The sequence below is a fragment of the Aeromonas encheleia genome, assembly GCF_900637545.1.
In the GTDB taxonomy this organism is placed as follows: domain Bacteria; phylum Pseudomonadota; class Gammaproteobacteria; order Enterobacterales; family Aeromonadaceae; genus Aeromonas; species Aeromonas encheleia.
This window is the reverse complement of sequence record NZ_LR134376.1, coordinates 2,716,979-2,737,430: the sequence shown is the minus strand read 5'-3', so window position 1 is coordinate 2,737,430 and position 20,452 is coordinate 2,716,979. Positions and strand designations below refer to the sequence as shown.

The window sequence follows — 20,452 nt, the reverse complement described above, 5'->3', positions numbered from 1 at the left end:
GGCGATAGTGCCGCACTGTGATAAATAAAAACGGCGCCCGAGAGGGCGCCGTTTTTATGTCGGAATACGGTGCATTTCTATTTTGTTTTTTGTCCGATGACTGCCTCCTACTGCGCCAAAATAGCGTGCCAGATCGTGGTCTTACACTCCGTTACATCGGCGCCCTTCCTCATCCCCCCATAATGAGCCTGCCATGTCATGGACAGGCTGGCGGATCCGCATTTTTAGGTCATGCGAGCCGGGTTGGAGAAAGAGGTTCCGCCTGCGCTCGCCCATCAATCAGTTATTGGTGTTTTATGAGGCCAGGGTAGGCAGATGGCACAGAGCGTAGCAAATCAAGTTCTCAGGAGAATGCTGACGGCCTGTCAGCAACAGGGGGGAGATCCGGATGCCCTGCTGCTGGCCGCCGGTCTGACCCCATTCGATATCAACCGTGAGCATGGCCGGATCCTGGCCCAGAGCCATTACCGCCTGCTGAGTCTGATGCAGGGCTATCTGAGCGGATTTCACGAGGGCATCTTGTCCTATGAGATCGCTCAGCTCTATGAGCACTATCCGGTGCTCATCAGCCTCTGCCTGAACCAGCCATCCCCTCGCGCCGCCATCGAGGCCCTGCTGCGCTATCGCACCGTCATCGGCAACTGCGACGATTATCAGGTGAGGTTGGGGGCGCTGCACACCCAATATGAGTACATCAATCAAGGACCCGCCGCCCTGGGGGCGAGCCAGGCCATCCCCAATTTTGTCATCCTCTTCCGGATCCTGCGGGCCTATGTGCCCGCCCTCGCCGTGTCGGTGGGGTTCGTCGGCAGGCCGCCTGCCCATCACCGCCAGCTGGATCACTTCTTCGGTACCCACTGCCGCTGGGATCAGCCGGGCAACACCCTGCTCATCGGCAATGCCCTGCTGGATACCCGCATCGATAGCTACAACGGCTTGCTGTGCCGCTTGCAGACAAGTCAGCTGGATAGCATCTGCACCGACATCGATGAGCGGGTGCCCTTTGCCAATCTGGTGGCTGACCTTATCCGTCACCGGATCCGCGGCGGTGTCATGGACAGCGATGACCATCTCCTCAAGGACGTCTGCTCGGCCATGAATATCAGCCGCTGGACCCTGAACCGCAAATTGCAGGGGGAGGGCAGCAGTTTTTCCGCCATCCTGAAGCGGGTCAAGATGATGGAGGCCTGCCGGTTATTGGGGGAGAGGGAGCAGCCGCTGCAAAATATCAGCGATCTGGTGGGCTTCTCCTCCCAGAGTGCGCTCAATCGCTTCTTCAAGGCCAACGCCAATATGACCCCGCTGGCCTACCGCAATACCCGCCAATAAGAACGGGACCAGGCGCAGGCCTGGTCCCGTCAAGGTGCTCGGATCCTCATGGGAGCGCGCGCCGGGGCGCCGCTCCCGTCCTCTTATTTTGTCACCGTGGTGACGGTGGCGGCATCCACACCGCTTGGCAGGGCCAGGGCGCCCGCCGTGGTGTTGCTCACCACTATCTCCTTGCTCAGCTTGAAGGTGACGGGGGTGGTGGCGGAGACGTCCGATGAGGGGCTGATGTAGGCGCTGTAGCTGCCCGGCTCCAGGATCCACTGGTTGCTGGCCTCATCGAAGCTGGCGAGTATGCTGGCCGGAATGGTGAAGCTCAGCTGCTCGGTGGCGCCAGGGGCCAGCTGTTTGGTCTTGGCGAAGGCCTTGAGCTCTATGGTCGGTTTTTTCAGTTTGACCTCGGGGGCGGTGATGTAGACCTGGGCCGCCTCCTTGCCCGCCACACCGCCGGTGTTGGTGATGGTCGCCGTCAGCACTATGCTGCCGGCCGCGCCATCGGCCAGGGTATTGCTGGCGATGGCCGGGCTGGTGTAGCCGAAGCTGGTGTAGGATAGGCCAAAGCCGAAGGGGTAGGAGACGGCCTTGTCGAAGGTGCTGTAGTAGCGATAGCCGACGTAGATCCCCTCGTTGTAATAGAGATCGTCCGGCTCGCCGTCGCCGTCGGTGTCCTCACCGGGGAAGCTGGTCGAGGAGGGGACGCTGGCGTAGCTTTGCGGGAAGCTCTGGGCCAGCTTGCCGCTCGGGTTGACCGCGCCTGAGAGCACATCCGCCACCGCGTGGCCGGTCTCCTGACCCGCCATGTAGGCCAGCAGGATGCCGTCCACCTTGTGACTCCACTCTGCGGTATCTATCACCCCGTTGACGTTGAGCACCACCACCACCTTTTTATCCTGGGCGTGGAAGGCGTTGCTCACCGCATCGATGAGGGCGGTCTCGTCATCGCCGAGCAGGTAGTCGCCCTTGCTGTTGCTGCGATCCGCCCCCTCGCCGGCCTGACGGCCCAGGCTGATCACCGCCACGTCCTGCTCGCTGGCGGCCGTGGCGATCAAGCCGGTCAGCTCGGGGCCGACGGCGGCCTCTGCGCAGCTATAGAACCCCTTGGAGCCGAATTGGCCCTCGTGATAGACCTTGTTGGCCTCATAAAAATCGCCGTAGTAACTCTGCAGCGCCTCGTTGACCGGGAAACGGCTGGCCAGTCCCTGGGCTATGGTGGTGGTGCCGGTTGCGTTCACGTCCCCGCTGCCGGTGCCACCCTTGTAGGTGTTGATCTGGTTGATGCCAAAGCTGGCGACCTTGCTGGTCGCGGCAATCGGCAGGGCGGCGGCTTCGTTGCGCAGCAGCACCATGCTCTCGGCGCCGGCCTGGCGAGCCAGTTTGGCATGGGCGGCCAGATCCGGGCTGTTGCTGACGGCCAGCTGGCTGTAGGAGGGGCTCTTCATCACCTGGGTCAGGATATGGATGGCGGCCTCGGTCACCTTGGCCTCGCTCAGATCGCCGTGGTCGATGGATTGCTGCAGCTGCTCCTTGACGTTGCCAGGCTCGATCAGATCTTGCCCTGCCAGCACCTGCTTGTAGGCGTTGTTGGCCACGTCGCCGGCGAACCAGTCGGACATCACCAGGCCGTCAAACTGCCACTCGTCGCGCAGCACCTCGGTCACCGCATCTCTGCGCTCGTTCACATAGGTGCCGTTGACCTTGTTGTAGGAGGTCATGATCGCCCAGGGCTGGGCCTCGTCCACGGCGATCTGGAAGCCGCGCAGGTAGATCTCGCAGAAGGTTCTCGGTTCGCCGATGTCGTTGATCTGGTTGCGGTTGGTCTCGGAGTTGTTGCCAAAGAAGTGCTTGATGGTGGTGCCCACCCCGTTGCTCTCCACCCCGTTTACCATGGCGGCGCCCATCTTGCCGGTCAGCAGCGGATCTTCCGAGTAGTACTCGAAGTTGCGGCCATTGAGCGGGTTGCGCTGAATGTTCATGCCCGGCGCCAGCAGGATGTCCACCCCGTACTGCCTGACCTCATCCCCCATGGCTTCCCCCACGGACTCGACCAGCTCGACGTCCCAGCTGGAGGCCAGCAGCGAGCCGATGGGCCAGGCGGTGGCATGGTAGGTGGCGCTGTCGTCGTCGCGGTTGGCGCTGATCCTAAGGCCCGCCGGGCCGTCGGCCAGCTTCAGGGCCGGGATGTCGATGCCGTCGGCACTGCGGCTCACCCCGTTGATGTAACCCGCCACCCCGGCGACATCCTGCTTGACGTTGACGGCGCCGTTGGCGCTGCCATAACCGGGGCCGGAGAGCAGATCCAGCTTCTCGGCCAGGGTCAGCCTGGCCACCATGGTTTCGGCCTGAGCACGGTAATAGGCGTCATCCTTGACGATGGGGGCGTCGGAGTCGTTCTGGTTGCAACCCACCAGGATCCCGGCCAGGGCCAGGCTGACGGAAAGTGAAACCGCTTTCATTCTTGTGGTGGTGATAGGCATGGAGGCCTCCTCGTAACTGTCTGAATAAAAAGGTAAGTGTGATACCGACTCCGGGAGCTGACCGGGCCGCTCTGCTGGCGGCTTGCCATGGATATCGATGAAGGCATCGGGCGGGCCGTGCGTGGTCATGAGCCCGGGCCGCAGGCAGGTTAGCAAGTCGGCGTCGGCCCGCCTTGCCTCGGCGGGGCGCTAAATGTGCAGTTGGGGGCAAGGGTGCGAAGTTGTGACCGCGGTCGCATCGGAGCCTTGGCGGGCGACCCGGTTTGTCTCCATCGGGGGAGGTGAGAATGGAGAAAGGGGGCCTATGGCCCCCTCGATGGCATGAGTGTTCGGCTCGGGGAGCAGATAGATCACCTGGGCTGTTGCTCGGCGCCGGCCAGCTCGACCTGCACCTTCACTCCTTCCTGCTTGAGCCGGGTGGCGACGGCGTTCAGATCGGTGCCGGACTGTGCCTCCAGCAGGGCGATGCCGCCGCTGCTCTGCTTGAAGCGCAGGCCGTGGCGCGTGGCCAGTGCCCTGGCCTGATTGTCGTCGGCCTCCACCAGCAGGGTGCCGCTGACGGTGAGCTCGGGGCTGGCCGCCCCTTGCAGCAAGATGTCGCCGCTGCGCAGGCTGGGTTGGGTTGCCTGGCCGTCCAGGCTGCGGGCCACCCGTTTCTTGCTGCCGTTGTAAGGTGTCAGGTAGGTCTGTCCGTTCACCTCTATGGTGCTGTACTGCTTGCCGTCGATCAGCACCGATTCCCCGGCCATGGCCTGAGTGGAGAGCGAGGCCAGCAGGCCTGCCAGGGCAAGGCTGAGTAAGCTGTGTTTCATGTTGTGACTCCTGTGCAATTAGAGAGGGGCGGCGTCATGGCCGAGCACCCGCAGGGACCAGTTGAGCAACTGGCCAGGCTGGCTGTTGTTGCGCTCGGTCAGGGTGCTGCGGGCGTTGGTGCTGAGGTTGCGCAGTGCAACCTGGCGGTTGCCGCTGGCGACGTCGGTCACCTCCAGTCGCCACTCGCCCTGAGCCTGCTCGCCGTAGAACTTGTGGGAGAGCATGCGCATGTCGCGCAGTCCCCGGGTGCGCACATAGCCCAGCTGCTGCCGGTCGAGGGATTGGCCCACCAGGCTGTTGTTGGGGTTGAGCAGCACGCTGCGGGTGCCGGAGGGGGAGACCAGCTCGATCAGCAGATCGGGTAGGCGCTGGTGATCCAGGCTGACCAGCACCTGCACCGCCTCCACGGTCAGGGGTTGATCGACCCGGGCGCCGGAGCGGGTCGGGGCGCTGCCGAGATCCGGGATGGCCCCGGCGGCGCGATCGCGCACCGTCACCTGCTGCCACGGCAGCTGCACCAGCGGCGGCAGGGGCTCATGGGTGGCGGCATCGACCAGGGCCCGGTTCACATCCACCAACCCGAAACCATAGGTCGGGCTGTACCAGATGCCGGCGGCGTTGCGCTCCCAGCCTTCCAGCCCCGTCACCTGACGGCGCTGGCCATCGGCGGCGGTGTAGCTCAGCTGCACCGGCGCCTGCTCGGCATCGAGGCGGGTGGCGCTGCGGGCCAGCAGATCGCGCAGATCCCGCACCGACAGGTCCGGATAGGCGGACATCAGCAGCGCCATGGCCCCGGCGGTATTGGGGGTGGCCGAGGAGGTGCCGTTCATCACGCCGTTGTAGTCACAGCTGGCATCCAGTTGCGGATTGCCGTGCAGCCGGTTGGTGCTGGGATCGTCCAGCCGGTTGTAACCCATGTTGCAGCCAGGCAGATCCGTGGTCACCATGGCTGGCGCGTCCGTGCCGTATTCCCCGCCGGGGGCCGTCAGGAATACGTTGCTGCCGACGCTGGAGTAGGACGATCGCACTCCGTTCGCGTTGCTGGCGCTGACCACCAGGTTCCAGAAGTTGCTGTTGGAGGGATCGATGTTGCTGTTTTCAAACGGCAACCTTAGATCGCCGCCGCTGCGGTTGAGGGCATAGTTGCCGGCGGCAATCCGGCTGAAGCCGTTGCCCGCCGCCTTGATGTAGGCCGCCCCTTGCACCTGCTGGGTCATCCGCTCGAACAGGCGATCCAGCTGTAGCTGGTCCAGCCCGTCGGCCCTTTGTGGATCGACCAGGCTCATGCCGTAGCTCTGGTTGAAGACCCGGTTATCGCCGCTGGCCGGGCTGTCGCCGAGGGCATAGAGCCAATCCTGCTGCAACTGCTGGCTGTCGTTGTCGAGCAGGTTGAACCCCTGCAGCTGGGCGCGGGGCGCCACGCCTCTGGTGCCGATGGCGTTATCCACCGCGGCTATGATGCCGGACACCGAGGTGCCGTGGGCACTGTCCGGATCGGTTGGCGTCGGGTCGTCGCCGCCGGTCACCACGTTGCGTGAGCCGGGGCGGACGTTGTCGACCAGATCCGGGTGGGCGATGGCCAGGCCATCGTCCACCACGGCCACGTTGATGCCCTGACCGAGCACCTCGGTGCGGTGGGCCCACCAGAGGTTGAGGTCATTGCCTGCCACGCCGGCGCGGGGGCTGAAGGCATCCTGGCCACTGTTGAGCAGGTGCCACTGCTGATCCTGCAGGGGGTTGATGCCGGGCAGGCAACGCGCTGCGCTGCCGCGACCGGTATCCATGCCGGCCTCTCTGCCGGTGAGGGGGGTACAACTCTCATTGGCCTGAACCGAGACGGCAGGCAGGGCCGAGAGCAGGGCCGTGATTGCCAACGCTAACGATGTCTTTCTCATTGATAAACTCCATCTTAAGGGCGCACCGTCCGAGGTGCGCTGGCATCTATACATGAGAAAATACGATTCAAAAGACTCTCAATTCAGAGTTGTGAAGGGGTTCATATAAACCCCATTTGAGCCCATATGGGGGTATCAATGTGACGACGATCGTGTTTTATTGAGAGCTATTCGCATCTGTCATTAGTGATCTTTTTGTCTATAGATCATTCTGTTGTTAGGTGCGCCCCTGCTCGCCCGCAGGGGGGAATCGCCATGGCTGTGGTCTGATGTGAACCCTGTTAAGGTAACGGCAAACAGACAATCAGGATGGATCCATGACCCTATTGCAGTGGCACTCGGCCAGGCTGGCCCTTCGCGGTGACCGTACCCTCTTCATCCCCGAACTTACTCTTGCCCAGGGAGAGTGCTGGGCCTTCGTCGGCAGCAACGGCAGCGGCAAGACGGCGCTGGCCTCGGCCCTGTGCGGCGAGCTGAGCCTGCGCTCGGGGCAGGCCCTGGGCCAGCTGAATGCCGTGCGCCTCTCCTTCGAGTCGCAGCAGCAGCTGGGGGAGCAGGACTGGCAGCGGCGCAACACCGACATGCTGGGGGAAGAAGAGGAGGCGGGGTATAAGGTATCGACCCTGATGCTGGAGGTGGGGGAGGCGCCGCAGGCACGGGCGCTGCTGGCGCGCTTTGGCATAGCGGCGCTGTGGGATCGTCCCTACCGTCATCTCTCGAGCGGTGAGGGACGCAAGCTGCTGCTGGCCCGCGCCCTGCTGTCGAGGCCCGAGCTGCTGGTGCTGGACGAGCCGTTCGATGGCCTGGATCAGGGCTCGCGCCTCGAGCTGATGGCGCTGCTGGCTGATCTGGTGGCGCAGGGGCAGCGCCTGGTGATCATCGTCAATCGATTCGACGAGATCCCCCCCTTCGCCAGCCACCTCGGCCTGCTCGGGGAGCTGTGTCTGCTGCTGGCGGGGCAGCGCGACGCCGTGCTGGGGAGCCAGGAGGTGGCCCAGCTGGCGCGGGTCGAGGGGCAGAGTCCGCGGCTGCCGCCGCCGCTCACGGCGCCCGCGCCCTTGCCCGCCGGCCCCCGGGTGCAGATGCGCAACCTGCGGGTCGCCTATGGCGAGCAGCTGGTGATCGACGGGCTCGACTGGACCATTGGGGAGGGGGAGCACTGGCAGCTGGTTGGCCCGAACGGCGCCGGCAAGTCGACCCTGCTCGCCCTCATCACCGGCGATCATCCGCAAGGCTACAGCAACGATCTCGTGCTGTTCGGGGTACGCCGTGGCAGCGGCGAGAGCATCTGGGAGATCAAGCGTCACATCGGTCTGGTCAGCCCGGCGCTGCACCTCGACTACCGGGTTAATGGCTCTGTGCTGACGGTGATCCTGTCGGGGTTTTATGACTCCATCGGCCTCTACAGCCGCCCCGGCGATCGCCAGCTGGCGCTGGCTAACCAGTGGCTGAGCCTGCTCGGGCTCGGTGCGCAGGGGGCCTTGCCATTTCACTCCCTCTCCTTCGGCCAGCAGCGGCTGGTGCTGATCGCCAGGGCGCTGGTCAAGCATCCGCCGCTGCTGATCCTGGACGAGCCGCTGCAGGGGCTGGATCCCCTCAACCGCCATCTGGTGCGAGAGATGGTGGTGCGCCTCATAGGCCAAGGCACCCAGCTGCTGTTCGTCTCCCACCATCCCGAGGATGCGCCCCCCGGCCTGACCCACAGGCTGAGCTTCGTGCCCGACGGCACCGGTGGTTATCGCTATCTGCAAGAGAGGCTGGGGGAAGGTGAGTCATTGTGATTGGCCCGGGCCTCGGTGCTCTTTATTGGGACGGCGTTGACCACCCCTCGGGAAGGAGTGGGGGGTAGCCCAGGAGCAGCCACCAGAGTGTGTAAAAGGGCATGGCACCCATCCAGAGCCAGCCCAGATAGAGACGGGTAGCCGCCATGCCGATCATGGTCACTGCAAGTGCGACTTGGAAAGCGACCAGACCAAACATAAAGGGCGCCATGTTATCCATCATGGCGCTTATCTCACCAGGGCCAGGATCTGGCGAAATGCCGGATGGCGGCAATCCCCCAGCAGCTCATAGAGGCACATCTCCACCGAGCTGAGCCGTGCCCCCAATGCCGCCAATTGATCGACGGCCACCGTCTTGTTGGCGGCGGTGCGGGACGACACCGCATCCACCACCAATGACACCTGGGCGCCCCCGTCCAGCAGCCCCTGCACCGTCTGATAGACACAGATATGGGCCTCGATGCCGCATACCAGCCAGTGGCTGACACCGCTCTGCTGGATCGCCGCCGCCACCTGCGGCTCCCCCAGGGCGCCGAAGCTGAACTTGGGCAGCACCTGTGCCCCGGCTTGCAGCGGCTGTAGCTCGGGCACCGTGGCCCCGAGCTTGTCCGGATTTTGCTCCAGCCAGATCACCGGCAAGCCCAGCGCCTGGGCGCCTTGCACCAGCCGGGCGGTATTGGCGATGAGGGGCTCGCTCTCCTCGACGAGGCGGGCCAGCTTGCCCTGAATATCGACGACCAGCAGGCCTGTGGTGGAGGTGATCAACATGGTGACTCCTTATCAAGGGATCGCGTGCTAGGTGGCCCGCGAACGGCATGGGGAGCGGCGAGCAGGCTCGGCGCGATACCCCTTTTTATATAGAGAGAAACAAATTGTTACCAGAGCGCCAGTGACGCACCGGGCGGACGGCGCTAGAGTCGGGCCATGAAAAAGCACCTGACAGTGCTAAGACCAGTGTCGCCAAATTTGGCAACGAGTCCGGCCGAACGAGTGGGAAGATCTTGTTATTAAAGCAGTTCCAGCCCTTGTTCAAGAGTGCGCCGCGATTAACTTAACGATGGGAATCACCATGAAGAAAATCATTCTGCTTATGTCCGTCGCTGGTCTGATGGCCGGTTGTTCCAGCCCTGCCCAGCGCATGGCGGACTGCCAGGCGCAGGGGATCAGCAAGGATACCTGCTACCTGGCAGAGCAAAATCGCCAGACTGCCATCCTCGGCGCCGCCGAGAAGCAGGCGATGGAGAACGCCAGCAAGGCGGTCAAGTAAGGCGTTGTCGGTTTAATCCGTCGGTGTATTCCCAAAGCCCTGGTGTCGATGACGCCGGGGCTTTTTGCTATGGAGGGCATGGCGCCCGCACGGTCGGACTGCGCTACTCGTCGCCCAGATAGGTGACCGCCTCGATATTGTTGCCATCGGGGTCGAGCAGAAAGGCGGCGTAATAGTTGGGGGCATAGTGGGGGCGCAGCCCTGGCTGCCCATTGCAGCGAAAACCCGCCTCGATACCGGCCTGATGGAAGGCATCCACCTCGGCGGGGTGTCTGGCGCGAAAGGCTATGTGGCCGGGGGGGCTCTGCTCGCCGCCTTCTATCAGAAAGCTCACCTTGTCTTGCTCAATCTGGCCAAACCCCGCAGCTTGCTCATCCGCCCACTTGAGCTCTATCTGCAGGGGAGTGAAGACAGCTTCATAGAAGCGCCGGCATGCCTGAAACCTGACGGTCTTGATTTCAACGTGATCGAACACAGCCACTCCTGTTGCTGACTGGGCGGGCAAGACGCTACCGCCCCTGAATAATGCCTGCGCTCACAGGCCCGCTCTTGGGTACCCGGTAGAAAAAGGGCACCAAATGACCATCCTATGCCGGATGAGGCCGGGATGGCGAGATCCTGCTCATCATTATTGTGTGGCTTATCAAAGATTTTCGCGCGAGGAGCGGTGACGGGCCGCGCCTCGGCATCGGCACTGGTGCTCGCCATCTTTGCGCAAGCTCAGCCGATTTTGTCGCTTGGCGAAGGGCGGTGGCTCTGTTATGGTGAGCTTAATTAGCCATTTGGATGGCTAGATGGTTGTGGTGGTTCTGCTCGCAGGGCAGGAGTCGCAACCCGGCCACCGTTTCGACGATCATTTTGACAAGGAGTCCCCATGCAGCGCCGTTCCCTCTTCAAGCTCTCCGCCCTCGCTCTGCTCGCCAGCAGCCTGCCATTGTCAGCCTTTGCCATTGATGAGGCGAAGAAAGAGATAGTGATCGGCACCACAGTCGGGGATTTTGCCGACATGGTGACCGACTCCATCAAGCCGCAGCTGGAGGCCAAGGGCTACCAGGTGAAGCTGGTGGAGTTCACCGACTATGTGACCCCCAATATCGCCCTGGCCGATGGCTCGCTCGATGTGAACTGCTTCCAGCACAAGCCCTATCTGGAGAGCTTCGCCAAGGATAGAGGGCTGTCGCTGGCCCCCATCACCCAGGTGCCGACCGGCCCCATGGGACTCTATTCGGGCAAGCTGAGCGATCTGAAGGCGCTGAAAGAGGGGAGCACGGTCGCCATCCCCAATGATCCCACCAACCAGGCGCGGGCGCTGCTGATGCTGCAGGATCTGGGCTGGCTGACCCTGAAGGAGGGCATCAACCCGCTCAAGGCGAGCGAGTTCGATGTGGTGAAGAATCCGCACGACATCAAGCTGGTGCTGCTGGAGGCGGCGCAACTGCCGCGCTCAAGGGAGGATGTGGACTTCTCTGTCATCAATGGCAACTTCGCCGCCTCCAGCGGCATCCCGTTCAGCGAGGGGCTCTTCCTCGAGCGCAGCTACGACTTCATCAACTGGGTGGTGGTGAAGAGCGCCGATGCCGACAAGCCGTTCGCCAAGGATGTGATTGCCGCCTACAATTCCCCCGAGTTCAAGGCCTATGCCGCCAAGCGCTTCGCTGGCTACAAGTACCCGCAGGGCTGGCAGGGGCAGAGCAAGGGCTGAGTCACCTCATCATGAGCCGAAAAACGGGCACCCCAGGGTGCCCGTTTTTATTGGCTTGTCGCGTCCTGGTGCCGGATCAGTAGTGGTGCAGCCACCAGCGGGCGGCGAACAGGGCGGTCAGACTGCCGAGCAGGGCGCTCGCCAGCACATCCAGCGGCCAGTGCATGCCGATCAGGGTGCGTGACAGGGCGATGCCGATGGCCCAGAGCGGCAGCAGCCAGACGCCGCGGGGCGCGCGGGCCAGCCAGATCAGGCCGAAGAACTGGGCGAGGCTCATGGCGGCGATGCTGTGACCGGAGGGGAAGGCGTAGTTCACCTCCGCCTGCCAGTGGTTGCCGAGCCACCGGGGCAGCGCCAGCAGCTGGCTGGCCGCATGCACCTGCTCGCTGCGCTCCGCCACGCTGGCGGCGTAGAACTGCGAGATGGCGGGGATCAGGTTCTGGCTCTCCAGCCAGAGCAGATAGGGGCGCGGCTCCTGGGTCAGCTGCTTGATGAGGCTCTTGATGGCCCAGTCCCCCGCCAGCACTGCCAACAGGGCACCACCGAGGGCCAGCAGGGCGGGAGGCTTAAGCGTCAGCTTGTGTCGGGTCAGCAGCAACAGGGCGGCGATGGTGACGACGAGGCCGGGCAAGTCCACCATGCGGGTGAGGGCGTAGGGCCCCCACAACCAGCCCGATTGCAGGGCGCTCGTCAGGAAGGGTTGCCAGGGCAGGCAGGTCAGCAGCAGCAAGGGCAGGATCAGGGCGGCGCTGAAACCCAGCACCTGGCGGCGCGGCAAGGAAGAAGCATGAATCGACATAACAGGGCTGGTCACGGGGCGGTTCGGTGGCGGTGATGGAAGAGGCGCCATTGTGCCAGCCCAGGCTCGCCGGTCAAGCCGCGGGGCCGGGGGGCAACAGCTTGTTACATATCCCCCTGGGCTCATGGGCATGGGGCAGTATGGACTGAGCGCGGAGGGCGGCCCGGGCAGCGGAGGCTGAAAACGCCCGTCGTCTGGGCTGGGGCGGGGCGCCGGTGGCAACTGCCGGCCCGAGAAGATGCCTCTGAAAACTTGCGCCATATGGGCTAGAATGGCGCGCCTGTGGCCGGTTGCGCGCATTCAGTTACCAAGAAGAGAGCCCGATGAAGATCGTCGTTGATGAAAACATGCCCCACGCCTGCGAGTTGTTTGCCGAGTTTGGCGAGGTGGTACCCCTGCCGGGGCGGCAGATAGCGGCGGCGGATCTGCAGGATGCCGAGGTGCTGCTGGTGCGCTCGGTGACCCGGGTCGATGCCAGACTGCTCGCCAGTTGTCCGCGGCTGGCCTTCGTGGGCACCGCCACCATAGGCACGGATCACATCGACAAGGCGCTCTTGGCCGAGCGGGGCATCCCCTTCTTCAGCGCCCCCGGTTGTAACAAATATTCGGTGGGGGACTATGTGCTCTCCGCCCTGCTGGTGCTGGCGGAGCGCCACGAGCTCAACCTGAGCGAGATGAGCCTCGCCGTCATCGGCGCCGGCAATACCGGCGAATGTGTGGCGGGCAAGGCCGAGGCGCTCGGCATGAATGTGCTGCGCTGCGATCCGCCGCGGGCCCGCCGCGAGGCAAATGCCATCACGGCTGCAAGCAAGGGTACCGAGGGGGCCGCGGGCTTCGTCGATTACCAGATGGCACTCTCGGCCGATGTTGTCAGCTTCCACGTGCCCCTCACCCGCGAAGGCGTCGATGCCACCTTCCACCTGCTGGGGGAGCGCGAGATAGCGGCAAGGCCAAAGGGGCAGTTCCTCATCAATGCCTCCCGTGGCGAGGTGTGGGACAACCAGGCGCTGCTCGCCCGTCAGTTGGGTGACGAGCCATTGCGGCTGGTGATGGACGTATGGGAAGGGGAGCCGGAACCCCTGCGCGCCCTGGTACCCCATACCGAGCTCGCGACCCCGCACATCGCCGGCTACAGCCTGGAGGGCAAGGCGCGTGGCACCTGGATGCTCTATCAGGCACTCTGCCAGCAGCAGAGCCGCGACCCGCGCCAGGATCTGCAAGCGCTCTTGCCAGCCCCCGAGGTGCGCGAGCTGACGCCGGGCCAGGCCACGGATCAGGCGTTGATAAAGCAGCTGGTCCACCTTATCTATGACGTGCGCCGGGACGATGCCCGTTTTCGCAATCGCATCGATCTGCCAGGCAGTTTCGACGAGCAGCGCAAGCACTACCCGGAGCGGCGGGAGCTATCATCCTTGCTGGTCTGCGGCCCCTTCGCCAGCGACAGGCTGGCCCGACTGGGCTTTGTCATCCGCCCGATCTGAATCGGGTTCAATATCAACGAGGGGGCGGACTCAGGTCCGCCCCCTGTGTGGTTTGGCACCGTCAAACCCGCTATCAGGCAGGTCCGCCTGCCAGCGGTGATGCTTCGCGCGTCATCGGCATCCATAAAGGAGAGAACATCAGTGAGTCAGCAATTCAACGTAGCGGTATTGGGCGCGAGCGGCGCCGTGGGTCAGGCCATGATCGAGATCCTGGAGGAGCGTGCCTTCCCGGTCGCCACCCTCTATCCGCTGGCCTCCAGCCGCAGCGCCGGTGATACCGTGCGCTTTGGTGGCAAGAACCGCGAGATCCTGGACGTGGAGGATTTTGACTGGAGCCAGGTGCAGATCGCGCTCTTCTCCGCCGGGGCCGAGATCTCTGCCAAGTGGGCACCGATCGCCGCCGAGCATGGCTGCATCGTCATCGACAACACCTCCTGCTTCCGTTACGACGAAGACATCCCCCTGGTGATCCCGGAAGTGAACCCGGACGCGCTGGCGGATTTTCGCAACCGCAACATCATCGCCAACCCGAACTGCTCCACCATCCAGATGCTGGTGGCGCTCAAGCCCCTGCACGACGAGGTGGGCATCGCCCGCATCAACGTGGCGACCTATCAGTCCGTCTCCGGCTCCGGCAAGGAGGGGGTGAGCGAGCTGGCCGGCCAGACCGCGCACCTGCTCAATGGCCGTCCGGTGGAGCCGACCCTCTACCCGCAGCAGATCGCCTTCAACCTGATCCCGCAGATCGACGCCTTCACCGACAACGGTTACACCCGTGAGGAGATGAAGATGGTGTGGGAAACCCAGAAGATCCTGGGGGATGCCAACATCGCCGTGAACCCGACCTGCGTGCGGGTGCCGGTGTTCTACGGTCACGCCGAGGCGGTCCACGTCGAGCTGCACCAGCCGCTGGATGCGGATCAGGTCAAGGAGCTGCTGCGCAACGCCCCGGGCGTCACCCTGTTCGATGACGACGCCGACTACCCGACCCCGGTGCGCGACGCCACCGGCAAGGACGAGGTGCTGGTCGGCCGGGTGCGCCAGGATATTTCTCACCCGAGCGGTATCAATATGTGGATCGTGGCCGATAACGTTCGTAAGGGCGCGGCGACCAACAGCGTGCAGATCGCCGAACTGCTGGTGCGTGACTACCTCTGAGGCTGACACCGGCCCTGGCGGGAAGGGAACCCCGCCCCTTGACCGGTGCTGGTGCCCGGATGTGACCGGCACCGCACTCTCCGGTTTTAAAAATTTTGCGTGATATCAGTCGATTAAGTTTTTTCCTACACTCTTGCCAGCATTCTGGCAGGAGTGGGGTGCTAAATGTGTCGGATTGCTGGCTTGAGACGCTAGCCTGATTTATATTGAGCCGATTGTTTTGGGGTAACTATCCAGATTTTTCAATGTGATAGGGCCGTCATACGAAGGAACGAATATGGGACATTCCCGCATAACGCTGGCAACGCTACTCGCATTGGGTCTTCTGGGCACGGTTCAGGCCGATGAGTCGGGGAAAGAACCTTTCTTTGTCGAGCTGAAGGGGCCGGATGACGCCGCGCCGCCGCTGGTTCAACCTCAGCCACAGGCCCAGCCGGTGGCACAGCCCAGCCTGCCCAAGGCGCAGCCCATAGTGCGTCAGACCGCCAGCACCCAGGCGGGCAGCTATGGCCCGGTCCATCCCACCGATACCTTGTGGAGCCTGGCGAGCAAGCATCGCCCCTCCAGTCGGGTGAGCGTCTACCAGACCATGGTGGCGATCTACGACAAGAATCCCCGCAGTTTTGCCGATGGCAACATCAACCACATCCTGGTGGGCTCCCGCATTCTGCTGCCGACGGCCGCCGAGGCGAGCCGCATCACCGATGCGCAGGCGCGTCAGCGCTTCAACAGCGACAACGCCAGCTGGAAGGGGCTGAGCCCCAAATACCTGGCCAGCAAGCAGGCCCAGCCCGTCAGCCCGGCTGAGACCAAGGCCGCCGCCGTGCCGGCCAAGGCCCCGGTTGCCAAGGCGGCGCCCATCCCGGCGGCAGCGCCCAAGGTGAGCACGCCACAAGCCGCCACCGAGGTGGCCGTCGCCAAGGCGGCAACGGCCAGCGCCGCCGGTGCGAGCGCCCCGGCTCCCTTGCCGGCGGATCTGGGTACCCCGGTCGGCAAGCCCTCCACCGAGATGGCGCTGGCACTGGAAGACGCCAATGCCCAGCTCGGTCAGGTCACCGAGATGAACCACAGGCTCAAGCTGCGCCTGCAGGCACTGACCGAAGAGGTGGAGACCCTCAAGGTCCAATTGCAGGATCAGACCGCGCTGCAAAAAGAGGTGGCCGAGCTCAAGGCCCAGCCGGTGCCGCCGGTGGTGGCCCCTGCGCCCAAGCAGAACTGGCTGATGGAGCTGCTCGCCTCGCCGCTCAACCTCGCCATGATCATACTGCTGCCCGTGCTGCTGGTGTTGGCGCTGGTGACGCTCTGGCTGCGGGCCCGTGCCCGTCGTGAGCTGGAAGAGCAGGAGAAGAGCCTCTCCGAGTCGACCTCCATGGTGATGAGCGAAGAGAGCAGCGAGTTCGATCAGCTGATGACGGTCGGCATCGCCGACGACGAGCCCATGCACCCCATGCCGGATCTCAATGGGCCGGACGGTTATGTGGCGGTGGCCGAGCCGAAAGACTCGACGGATGTCATCTTCAGCGATGACGGCGATCTGGCCCTGTCGGCGTTCGACGAAGAACCCGCTGCAGTGCATCCCGGCCGGGATCCGGATCTGGTGCCCGAGCTCGATCTGGCCCACGAGGGCGCCTTCGAGCTGCCCTCCGAGCCGGATCTCGACCTGGCAGGGGAGTTCAACCCCTCCGCCCGCTCCCGCGACGAGATCATGAGTGAGGAGGAGCTGCAGGCGGCGCTGTTTGCCGAGCTGGATGCCGATCTGGCGCGGGATCACGATCAGCAGGCGACTCGCTCCCGCCGCGACGAGGAGCTCGCCGACTTCGACCTGAGCGATTTCGAATCCGGCTTCGACGAGCCGGCGGCCGATCAGGTGGCGCGCAGCGATGCCAGCGGTTATGGCAAGGACGACATCGACGACATGCTGGCGGAGCTGGGACTCGAGCCCACCCAGGCCAAGGCGGCAACCGCGGCGCCGGCCTGGGATCCCAACGAGCTGGCGCTTGCCGATTTCGAGGATGCCTTCACCGAGGTGGATTCCCATCCGAGCGATCTGAAGCCACGGGCGCAGGCGCAGGCGAACGACTATGTCGAGATCGACAAGTTGCTGGCCGAGGCCAATGCCAGCAGTGCCGAGCAGGAACCTTATCAGGGCTTTTCCCTGGACGTGGGGCTGGATGGCTTCCCCGAGGTGTTGCCCCAGTCCACCGGTTTCGATGTGGATGCCGACGATGGCGGGGTGGGGGCCAAGCTGGATCTGGCCCGCGCCTACCTCGAGATCGACGACAAGGAGAGCGCTCGCGAGCTGCTGAGCGAGGCGGCGGCCCAGGGCAGCGAACACCAGCGTGCCGAGGCCGAGAAGCTGCTCAGACGGTTGGGATAGACCCCGTCGGTCTGGGATGATGACAAGGGCAGCCCGCGGGCTGCCCTTGCTGTTGATGGCCTCGTCCATGCCGGCCGCGCTGTGGTTTGGGACTTTTGGCTCTGAGCGCGTATAATCCGCCCCGTTTCTTTCATCGTTTCCTTATAAGACAAAAGTTATCCATGCGAATTGCCCTAGGTATTGAATATGACGGCAGCCGGTATTTCGGTTGGCAGCGTCAGCGCGAAGTGATCAGCGTGCAGGCCGAGCTGGAAAAGGCCATCAGCCGCATCGCCAACCATCCGGTGGCCATCCAGTGCGCCGGTCGCACCGATGCCGGGGTGCATGCCACCGGCCAGGTGATCCACTTCGATACCCACGCGGTGCGCGCGGAGTCCGCCTGGACCCTGGGCCTCAACTCCAACCTGCCGCCGGACATCGCCGTGCGCTGGGTCAAGGAGGTGGGGGAGGAGTTCCACGCCCGCTTCAGCGCCACCGCCCGTCGCTACCGTTATGTCATCTACAACCACAACTATCGCCCCGCCATCCTCGGCAGCGGTGTCAGCCACTACCACGAGACCATAGACGCGGCGCTGATGCACCAGGCGGGTCAGAGCCTGCTGGGGGAGCACGATTTCAGCACCTTCAGGGCCATCGCCTGCCAGTCCAACACCCCCTGGCGCAACGTGACCCACCTCTGCGTCAGCCGGGAGGGGCCCTATATAGTGCTGGATATCCGCGCCAACGCCTTCTTGCACCACATGGTGCGCAACATCACCGGCTCCCTGCTGCTGGTGGGGCAGGGGCTCAAACCGGTGGAATGGATCGCCGAGGTGCTGGCCGCCAGGGATCGCAATCTGGCCGGTCCGACCGCCAAGGCGGGGGGCCTCTATCTGGTGGACGTGGATTACCCGGCGGAGTTTGCCCTGCCGCAGTTGCCGCTCGGCCCGCTCTGGCTGCCTGACTCGGCACCGGGTACGACCAGTTTTTAGTAACTGGGCCCGAAAATTTGTGGTTTAATGACCCGTTATTTATTGCCATCGAGCCGTTAAGTCATTGAACAATCTAGGCCCGATGCGTTTTGTCAGGCACAAAAGCATTAAGGAATTCCATGAGCTGGCTTGAGAAGATCCTTCCCAAGAGCAAGATCACTACACCGCGTCGTCACAACATCCCGGAAGGGGTCTGGACCAAGTGCAGTGCTTGCGAACAGGTGCTCTACCGGGCAGAACTGGAGCGCAACCTCGAAGTGTGCCCCAAGTGTGATCATCATATGCGGATCAGCGCCCGCGCCCGCCTCGAGAGCTTCCTCGACGAGCCGGGCCGCACCGAGATCGGTGCCGAGCTGGAACCGCAAGATATCTTGAAATTCAAGGATTCCAAGCGCTACAAGGATCGTTTGTCTGCCGCTCAGAAAGAGACGGGAGAGAAAGATGCGCTGGTGGTGTTGAAGGGGACCCTCAAGGGGGTACCGGTCGTCGCCTGTTCATTCGAGTTCTCCTTCATCGGGGGCTCCATGTCCTCCGTGGTCGGTGCCCGCTTCGTGCGCGCCGTCGAGGAGTGCATGAAGGAAGGCCGCGGCCTGGTCTGCTTCTCCACCTCCGGTGGGGCGCGGATGCAGGAGGCGCTGTTCTCCCTGATGCAGATGGCCAAGACCAGTGCGGCGCTGGATCGCCTCACCAAGGCGGGCCTGCCCTTCATCTCGGTGCTGACCGACCCCACCATGGGTGGCGTCTCCGCCAGCCTGGCCATGCTGGGTGACATCAACGTGGGCGAGCCCAAGGCGCTGATCGGCTTTGCCGGCCCGCGCGTCATCGAGCAGACGGTGCGCGAGAAGTTGCCGGAAGGCTTCCAGCGCTCCGAGTTCCTGCTGGAGAAGGGCGCCATCGATCTCATCATCGATCGCCGCGAGATGCGCAATCGCCTGGCCAGCCTGCTGGCCAAGCTGATGAACCAGCAAGTCATCGAAGACTGAACATGAGTTCGCACATGCAACAATCCCAAAGCCGGTCGCTGGTCGACTGGCTTTCTTATTTGGAGCAGATCCACCCGGTCAACATCGACATGGGGCTGGACAGGGTCGGGGCCGTCGCCCGTCGCATGGGTCTCACCCGGTTGCCGTTCAAGGTGATCACGGTGGCGGGCACCAACGGCAAGGGTTCCTCCTGCGTCATGGCCGCCAGCATACTGATGGCCGCCGGCTACCGGGTCGGGGTCTACTCCTCGCCCCATCTGCTGCGTTTCACCGAGCGGGTGCGCGTCGACGGTACCGAGCTGGCCGATAGCGAGCACTGCGCCGCCTTCGCCGCGGTGGAAGCCGCCCGCGCCGAGATAGCGCTCACCTTCTTCGAGTTCGCGACCCTCGCCGGGCTCTGGCTGTTCCGGCGTGCCGTGCCGGACGTGCTGCTGCTGGAAGTGGGGCTGGGGGGACGGCTCGACGCCACCAATGTGGTGGAATCCGATGTCGCCATGATCACCTCCATCGCGCTGGATCACTGCGACTGGCTCGGGGATACCCGGGAGGCGGTGGCGGTGGAGAAGGCCGGCGTCTATCGGGCCGGCAAGCCTGCCATCAGCGGCGAGCCCAACCCGCCGGCGACCATCGCCAGCGAGGCACAGCGTCTCGGCGCCTGCCTGCGTCAGGTCGGTGTCGACTTCTCTGCCACCGAGCACGACAGTGGCTGGGATTACCACGGCCTTAACCACTGGAGCGATCTGCCCAAACCCGCGCTGCCGCTGATGAACGCAGTGACCGTACTGGCGGCGCTGGAGTCCCTTGGGCTGCCATTGCCGGAAGCGGCCATTAGGCAGGGGCTGGCAGAGGCCTGCCTGGCGGGCCGGATGCAGCGACTACAGACCCACCCGCTGGTGATCGTCGATGTGGCCCATAATCCCCATTCGGCGGCCTACCTCGCCAGCCAGCTGCGCCAGATCCCCTGCAACGGGCGACGGCGCGCCGTGGTCGGCATGCTGAAAGACAAAGACATGGCCGGCTCGCTTGCCGAGCTCGATGGCCTCGTCGACCAGTGGTTCCTGGCCAGCCTCGACGGCCCCCGCGCCGCCTCGGCGGCCCAGCTGGCGACGGCGCTCGGGGAGCAGGGCCCGGCGGCGACCTTCGAATCGGTCAGCATGGCCTATAACGCCGCACTGGCTGCCTCTGAGCCGGAGGACATGGTCATCGTCTTCGGCTCGTTTTACACTGTCGCAGCCGTGCTGGCAGAGCCGACGGCTCAGGCCTAGTCCGGCAGGAATCGGTCAGACCTGGGTTGCACCGCTGGGGCTTGCCAGCCCGACTCCTGGTCTGGCCGTATCGAGTCCAGTTGATATGGTCATTGTGTGTTGTTCGCTTTACACTGTCGCCGACATTCCGGCGGGTACGACGGCCTGCGCGACGCCGATG

16 protein-coding genes are annotated in these 20,452 nt (G+C 64.0%); 10 read left to right on the top strand and 6 right to left on the bottom strand.

What is annotated here, in order from left to right:
• The first annotated feature begins 351 nt into the window (after positions 1 to 351).
• Entirely contained in the window at positions 352 to 1,329 is a 978-nt protein-coding gene (locus tag EL255_RS12605; RefSeq protein WP_042652506.1) for an AraC family transcriptional regulator, read from the top strand.
• A gap of 83 nt (positions 1,330 to 1,412) precedes the next feature.
• Here EL255_RS12605 and EL255_RS12600 read toward each other — a convergent pair whose 3' ends face one another.
• The 3 genes from EL255_RS12600 to asp all read right to left on the bottom strand — a co-directional run bounded on the left by EL255_RS12600 (position 1,413) and on the right by asp (position 6,508).
• Entirely contained in the window at positions 1,413 to 3,800 is a 2,388-nt protein-coding gene (locus EL255_RS12600; protein WP_042652505.1) for a beta-glucosidase, read from the bottom strand.
• A 350-nt stretch (positions 3,801 to 4,150) separates the two neighbouring features.
• Positions 4,151 to 4,612, bottom strand: coding sequence for a serine protease chaperone (locus EL255_RS12595; RefSeq protein ID WP_042652504.1), 462 nt, complete (start codon positions 4,610 to 4,612; stop codon positions 4,151 to 4,153).
• 18 nt (positions 4,613 to 4,630) lie between these two features.
• The gene (asp, locus tag EL255_RS12590) at positions 4,631 to 6,508 is read right to left on the bottom strand and encodes a serine protease Asp (RefSeq protein ID WP_042652503.1); all 1,878 of its coding nucleotides are present in this window, start codon (positions 6,506 to 6,508) and stop codon (positions 4,631 to 4,633) included.
• Between the two features lie 317 nt (positions 6,509 to 6,825).
• Here asp and modF point away from each other — a divergent pair, with 317 nt between their 5' ends.
• Positions 6,826 to 8,289 (top strand): molybdate ABC transporter ATP-binding protein ModF, encoded by a 1,464-nt coding sequence (modF, locus tag EL255_RS12585; RefSeq protein WP_042652502.1) that lies wholly within the window; start codon positions 6,826 to 6,828, stop codon positions 8,287 to 8,289.
• Between the two features lie 228 nt (positions 8,290 to 8,517).
• Here the strand turns inward: modF and EL255_RS12575 are convergent, their stop codons facing one another.
• Positions 8,518 to 9,057 (bottom strand): isochorismatase family protein, encoded by a 540-nt coding sequence (locus tag EL255_RS12575; protein WP_042652501.1) that lies wholly within the window; start codon positions 9,055 to 9,057, stop codon positions 8,518 to 8,520.
• 301 nt (positions 9,058 to 9,358) lie between these two features.
• Here EL255_RS12575 and EL255_RS12570 point away from each other — a divergent pair, with 301 nt between their 5' ends.
• Entirely contained in the window at positions 9,359 to 9,556 is a 198-nt protein-coding gene (locus tag EL255_RS12570; RefSeq protein WP_042652500.1) for a hypothetical protein, read from the top strand.
• A gap of 103 nt (positions 9,557 to 9,659) precedes the next feature.
• Here the strand turns inward: EL255_RS12570 and EL255_RS12565 are convergent, their stop codons facing one another.
• Positions 9,660 to 10,031 carry a VOC family protein gene (locus EL255_RS12565; protein ID WP_042652499.1) on the bottom strand — a complete coding sequence of 124 codons (372 nt, stop codon included), beginning with the start codon at positions 10,029 to 10,031 and terminating at the stop codon, positions 9,660 to 9,662.
• A 399-nt stretch (positions 10,032 to 10,430) separates the two neighbouring features.
• Here EL255_RS12565 and EL255_RS12560 point away from each other — a divergent pair, with 399 nt between their 5' ends.
• Positions 10,431 to 11,258: a MetQ/NlpA family ABC transporter substrate-binding protein gene (locus tag EL255_RS12560; protein ID WP_042652498.1), complete on the top strand. Its 828-nt coding sequence runs from the start codon at positions 10,431 to 10,433 to the stop codon at positions 11,256 to 11,258.
• Between the two features lie 76 nt (positions 11,259 to 11,334).
• On the opposite strand, the gene EL255_RS12555 is transcribed toward EL255_RS12560, so the two are convergent.
• Positions 11,335 to 12,057: a phosphatase PAP2 family protein gene (locus EL255_RS12555; protein ID WP_042652497.1), complete on the bottom strand. Its 723-nt coding sequence runs from the start codon at positions 12,055 to 12,057 to the stop codon at positions 11,335 to 11,337.
• A gap of 323 nt (positions 12,058 to 12,380) precedes the next feature.
• On the opposite strand from EL255_RS12555, the gene EL255_RS12550 reads away from it, so the two are divergent.
• The 6 genes from EL255_RS12550 (at position 12,381) to folC (ending at position 20,292) form a co-directional block, all read left to right on the top strand.
• Positions 12,381 to 13,538, top strand: a complete 1,158-nt coding sequence (locus EL255_RS12550) for a 4-phosphoerythronate dehydrogenase (RefSeq protein ID WP_042652496.1) — start codon at positions 12,381 to 12,383, stop codon at positions 13,536 to 13,538.
• Between the two features lie 141 nt (positions 13,539 to 13,679).
• Complete coding sequence (locus tag EL255_RS12545; RefSeq protein WP_042652495.1) at positions 13,680 to 14,696, top strand: aspartate-semialdehyde dehydrogenase; 1,017 nt, start codon at positions 13,680 to 13,682, stop codon at positions 14,694 to 14,696.
• Between the two features lie 277 nt (positions 14,697 to 14,973).
• Entirely contained in the window at positions 14,974 to 17,073 is a 2,100-nt protein-coding gene (locus EL255_RS12540) for a FimV/HubP family polar landmark protein (RefSeq protein WP_042652494.1), read from the top strand.
• Positions 17,074 to 17,234: 161 nt separating this feature from the next.
• A complete protein-coding gene (truA, locus tag EL255_RS12535) occupies positions 17,235 to 18,044 on the top strand; it encodes a tRNA pseudouridine(38-40) synthase TruA (RefSeq protein WP_042652493.1) in 810 nt (269 codons plus the stop codon).
• Between the two features lie 119 nt (positions 18,045 to 18,163).
• A complete protein-coding gene (accD, locus tag EL255_RS12530) occupies positions 18,164 to 19,027 on the top strand; it encodes an acetyl-CoA carboxylase, carboxyltransferase subunit beta (protein ID WP_042652492.1) in 864 nt (287 codons plus the stop codon).
• A gap of 2 nt (positions 19,028 to 19,029) precedes the next feature.
• Positions 19,030 to 20,292, top strand: coding sequence for a bifunctional tetrahydrofolate synthase/dihydrofolate synthase (gene folC, locus EL255_RS12525; protein WP_042652491.1), 1,263 nt, complete (start codon positions 19,030 to 19,032; stop codon positions 20,290 to 20,292).
• Positions 20,293 to 20,452 lie beyond the last annotated feature (160 nt).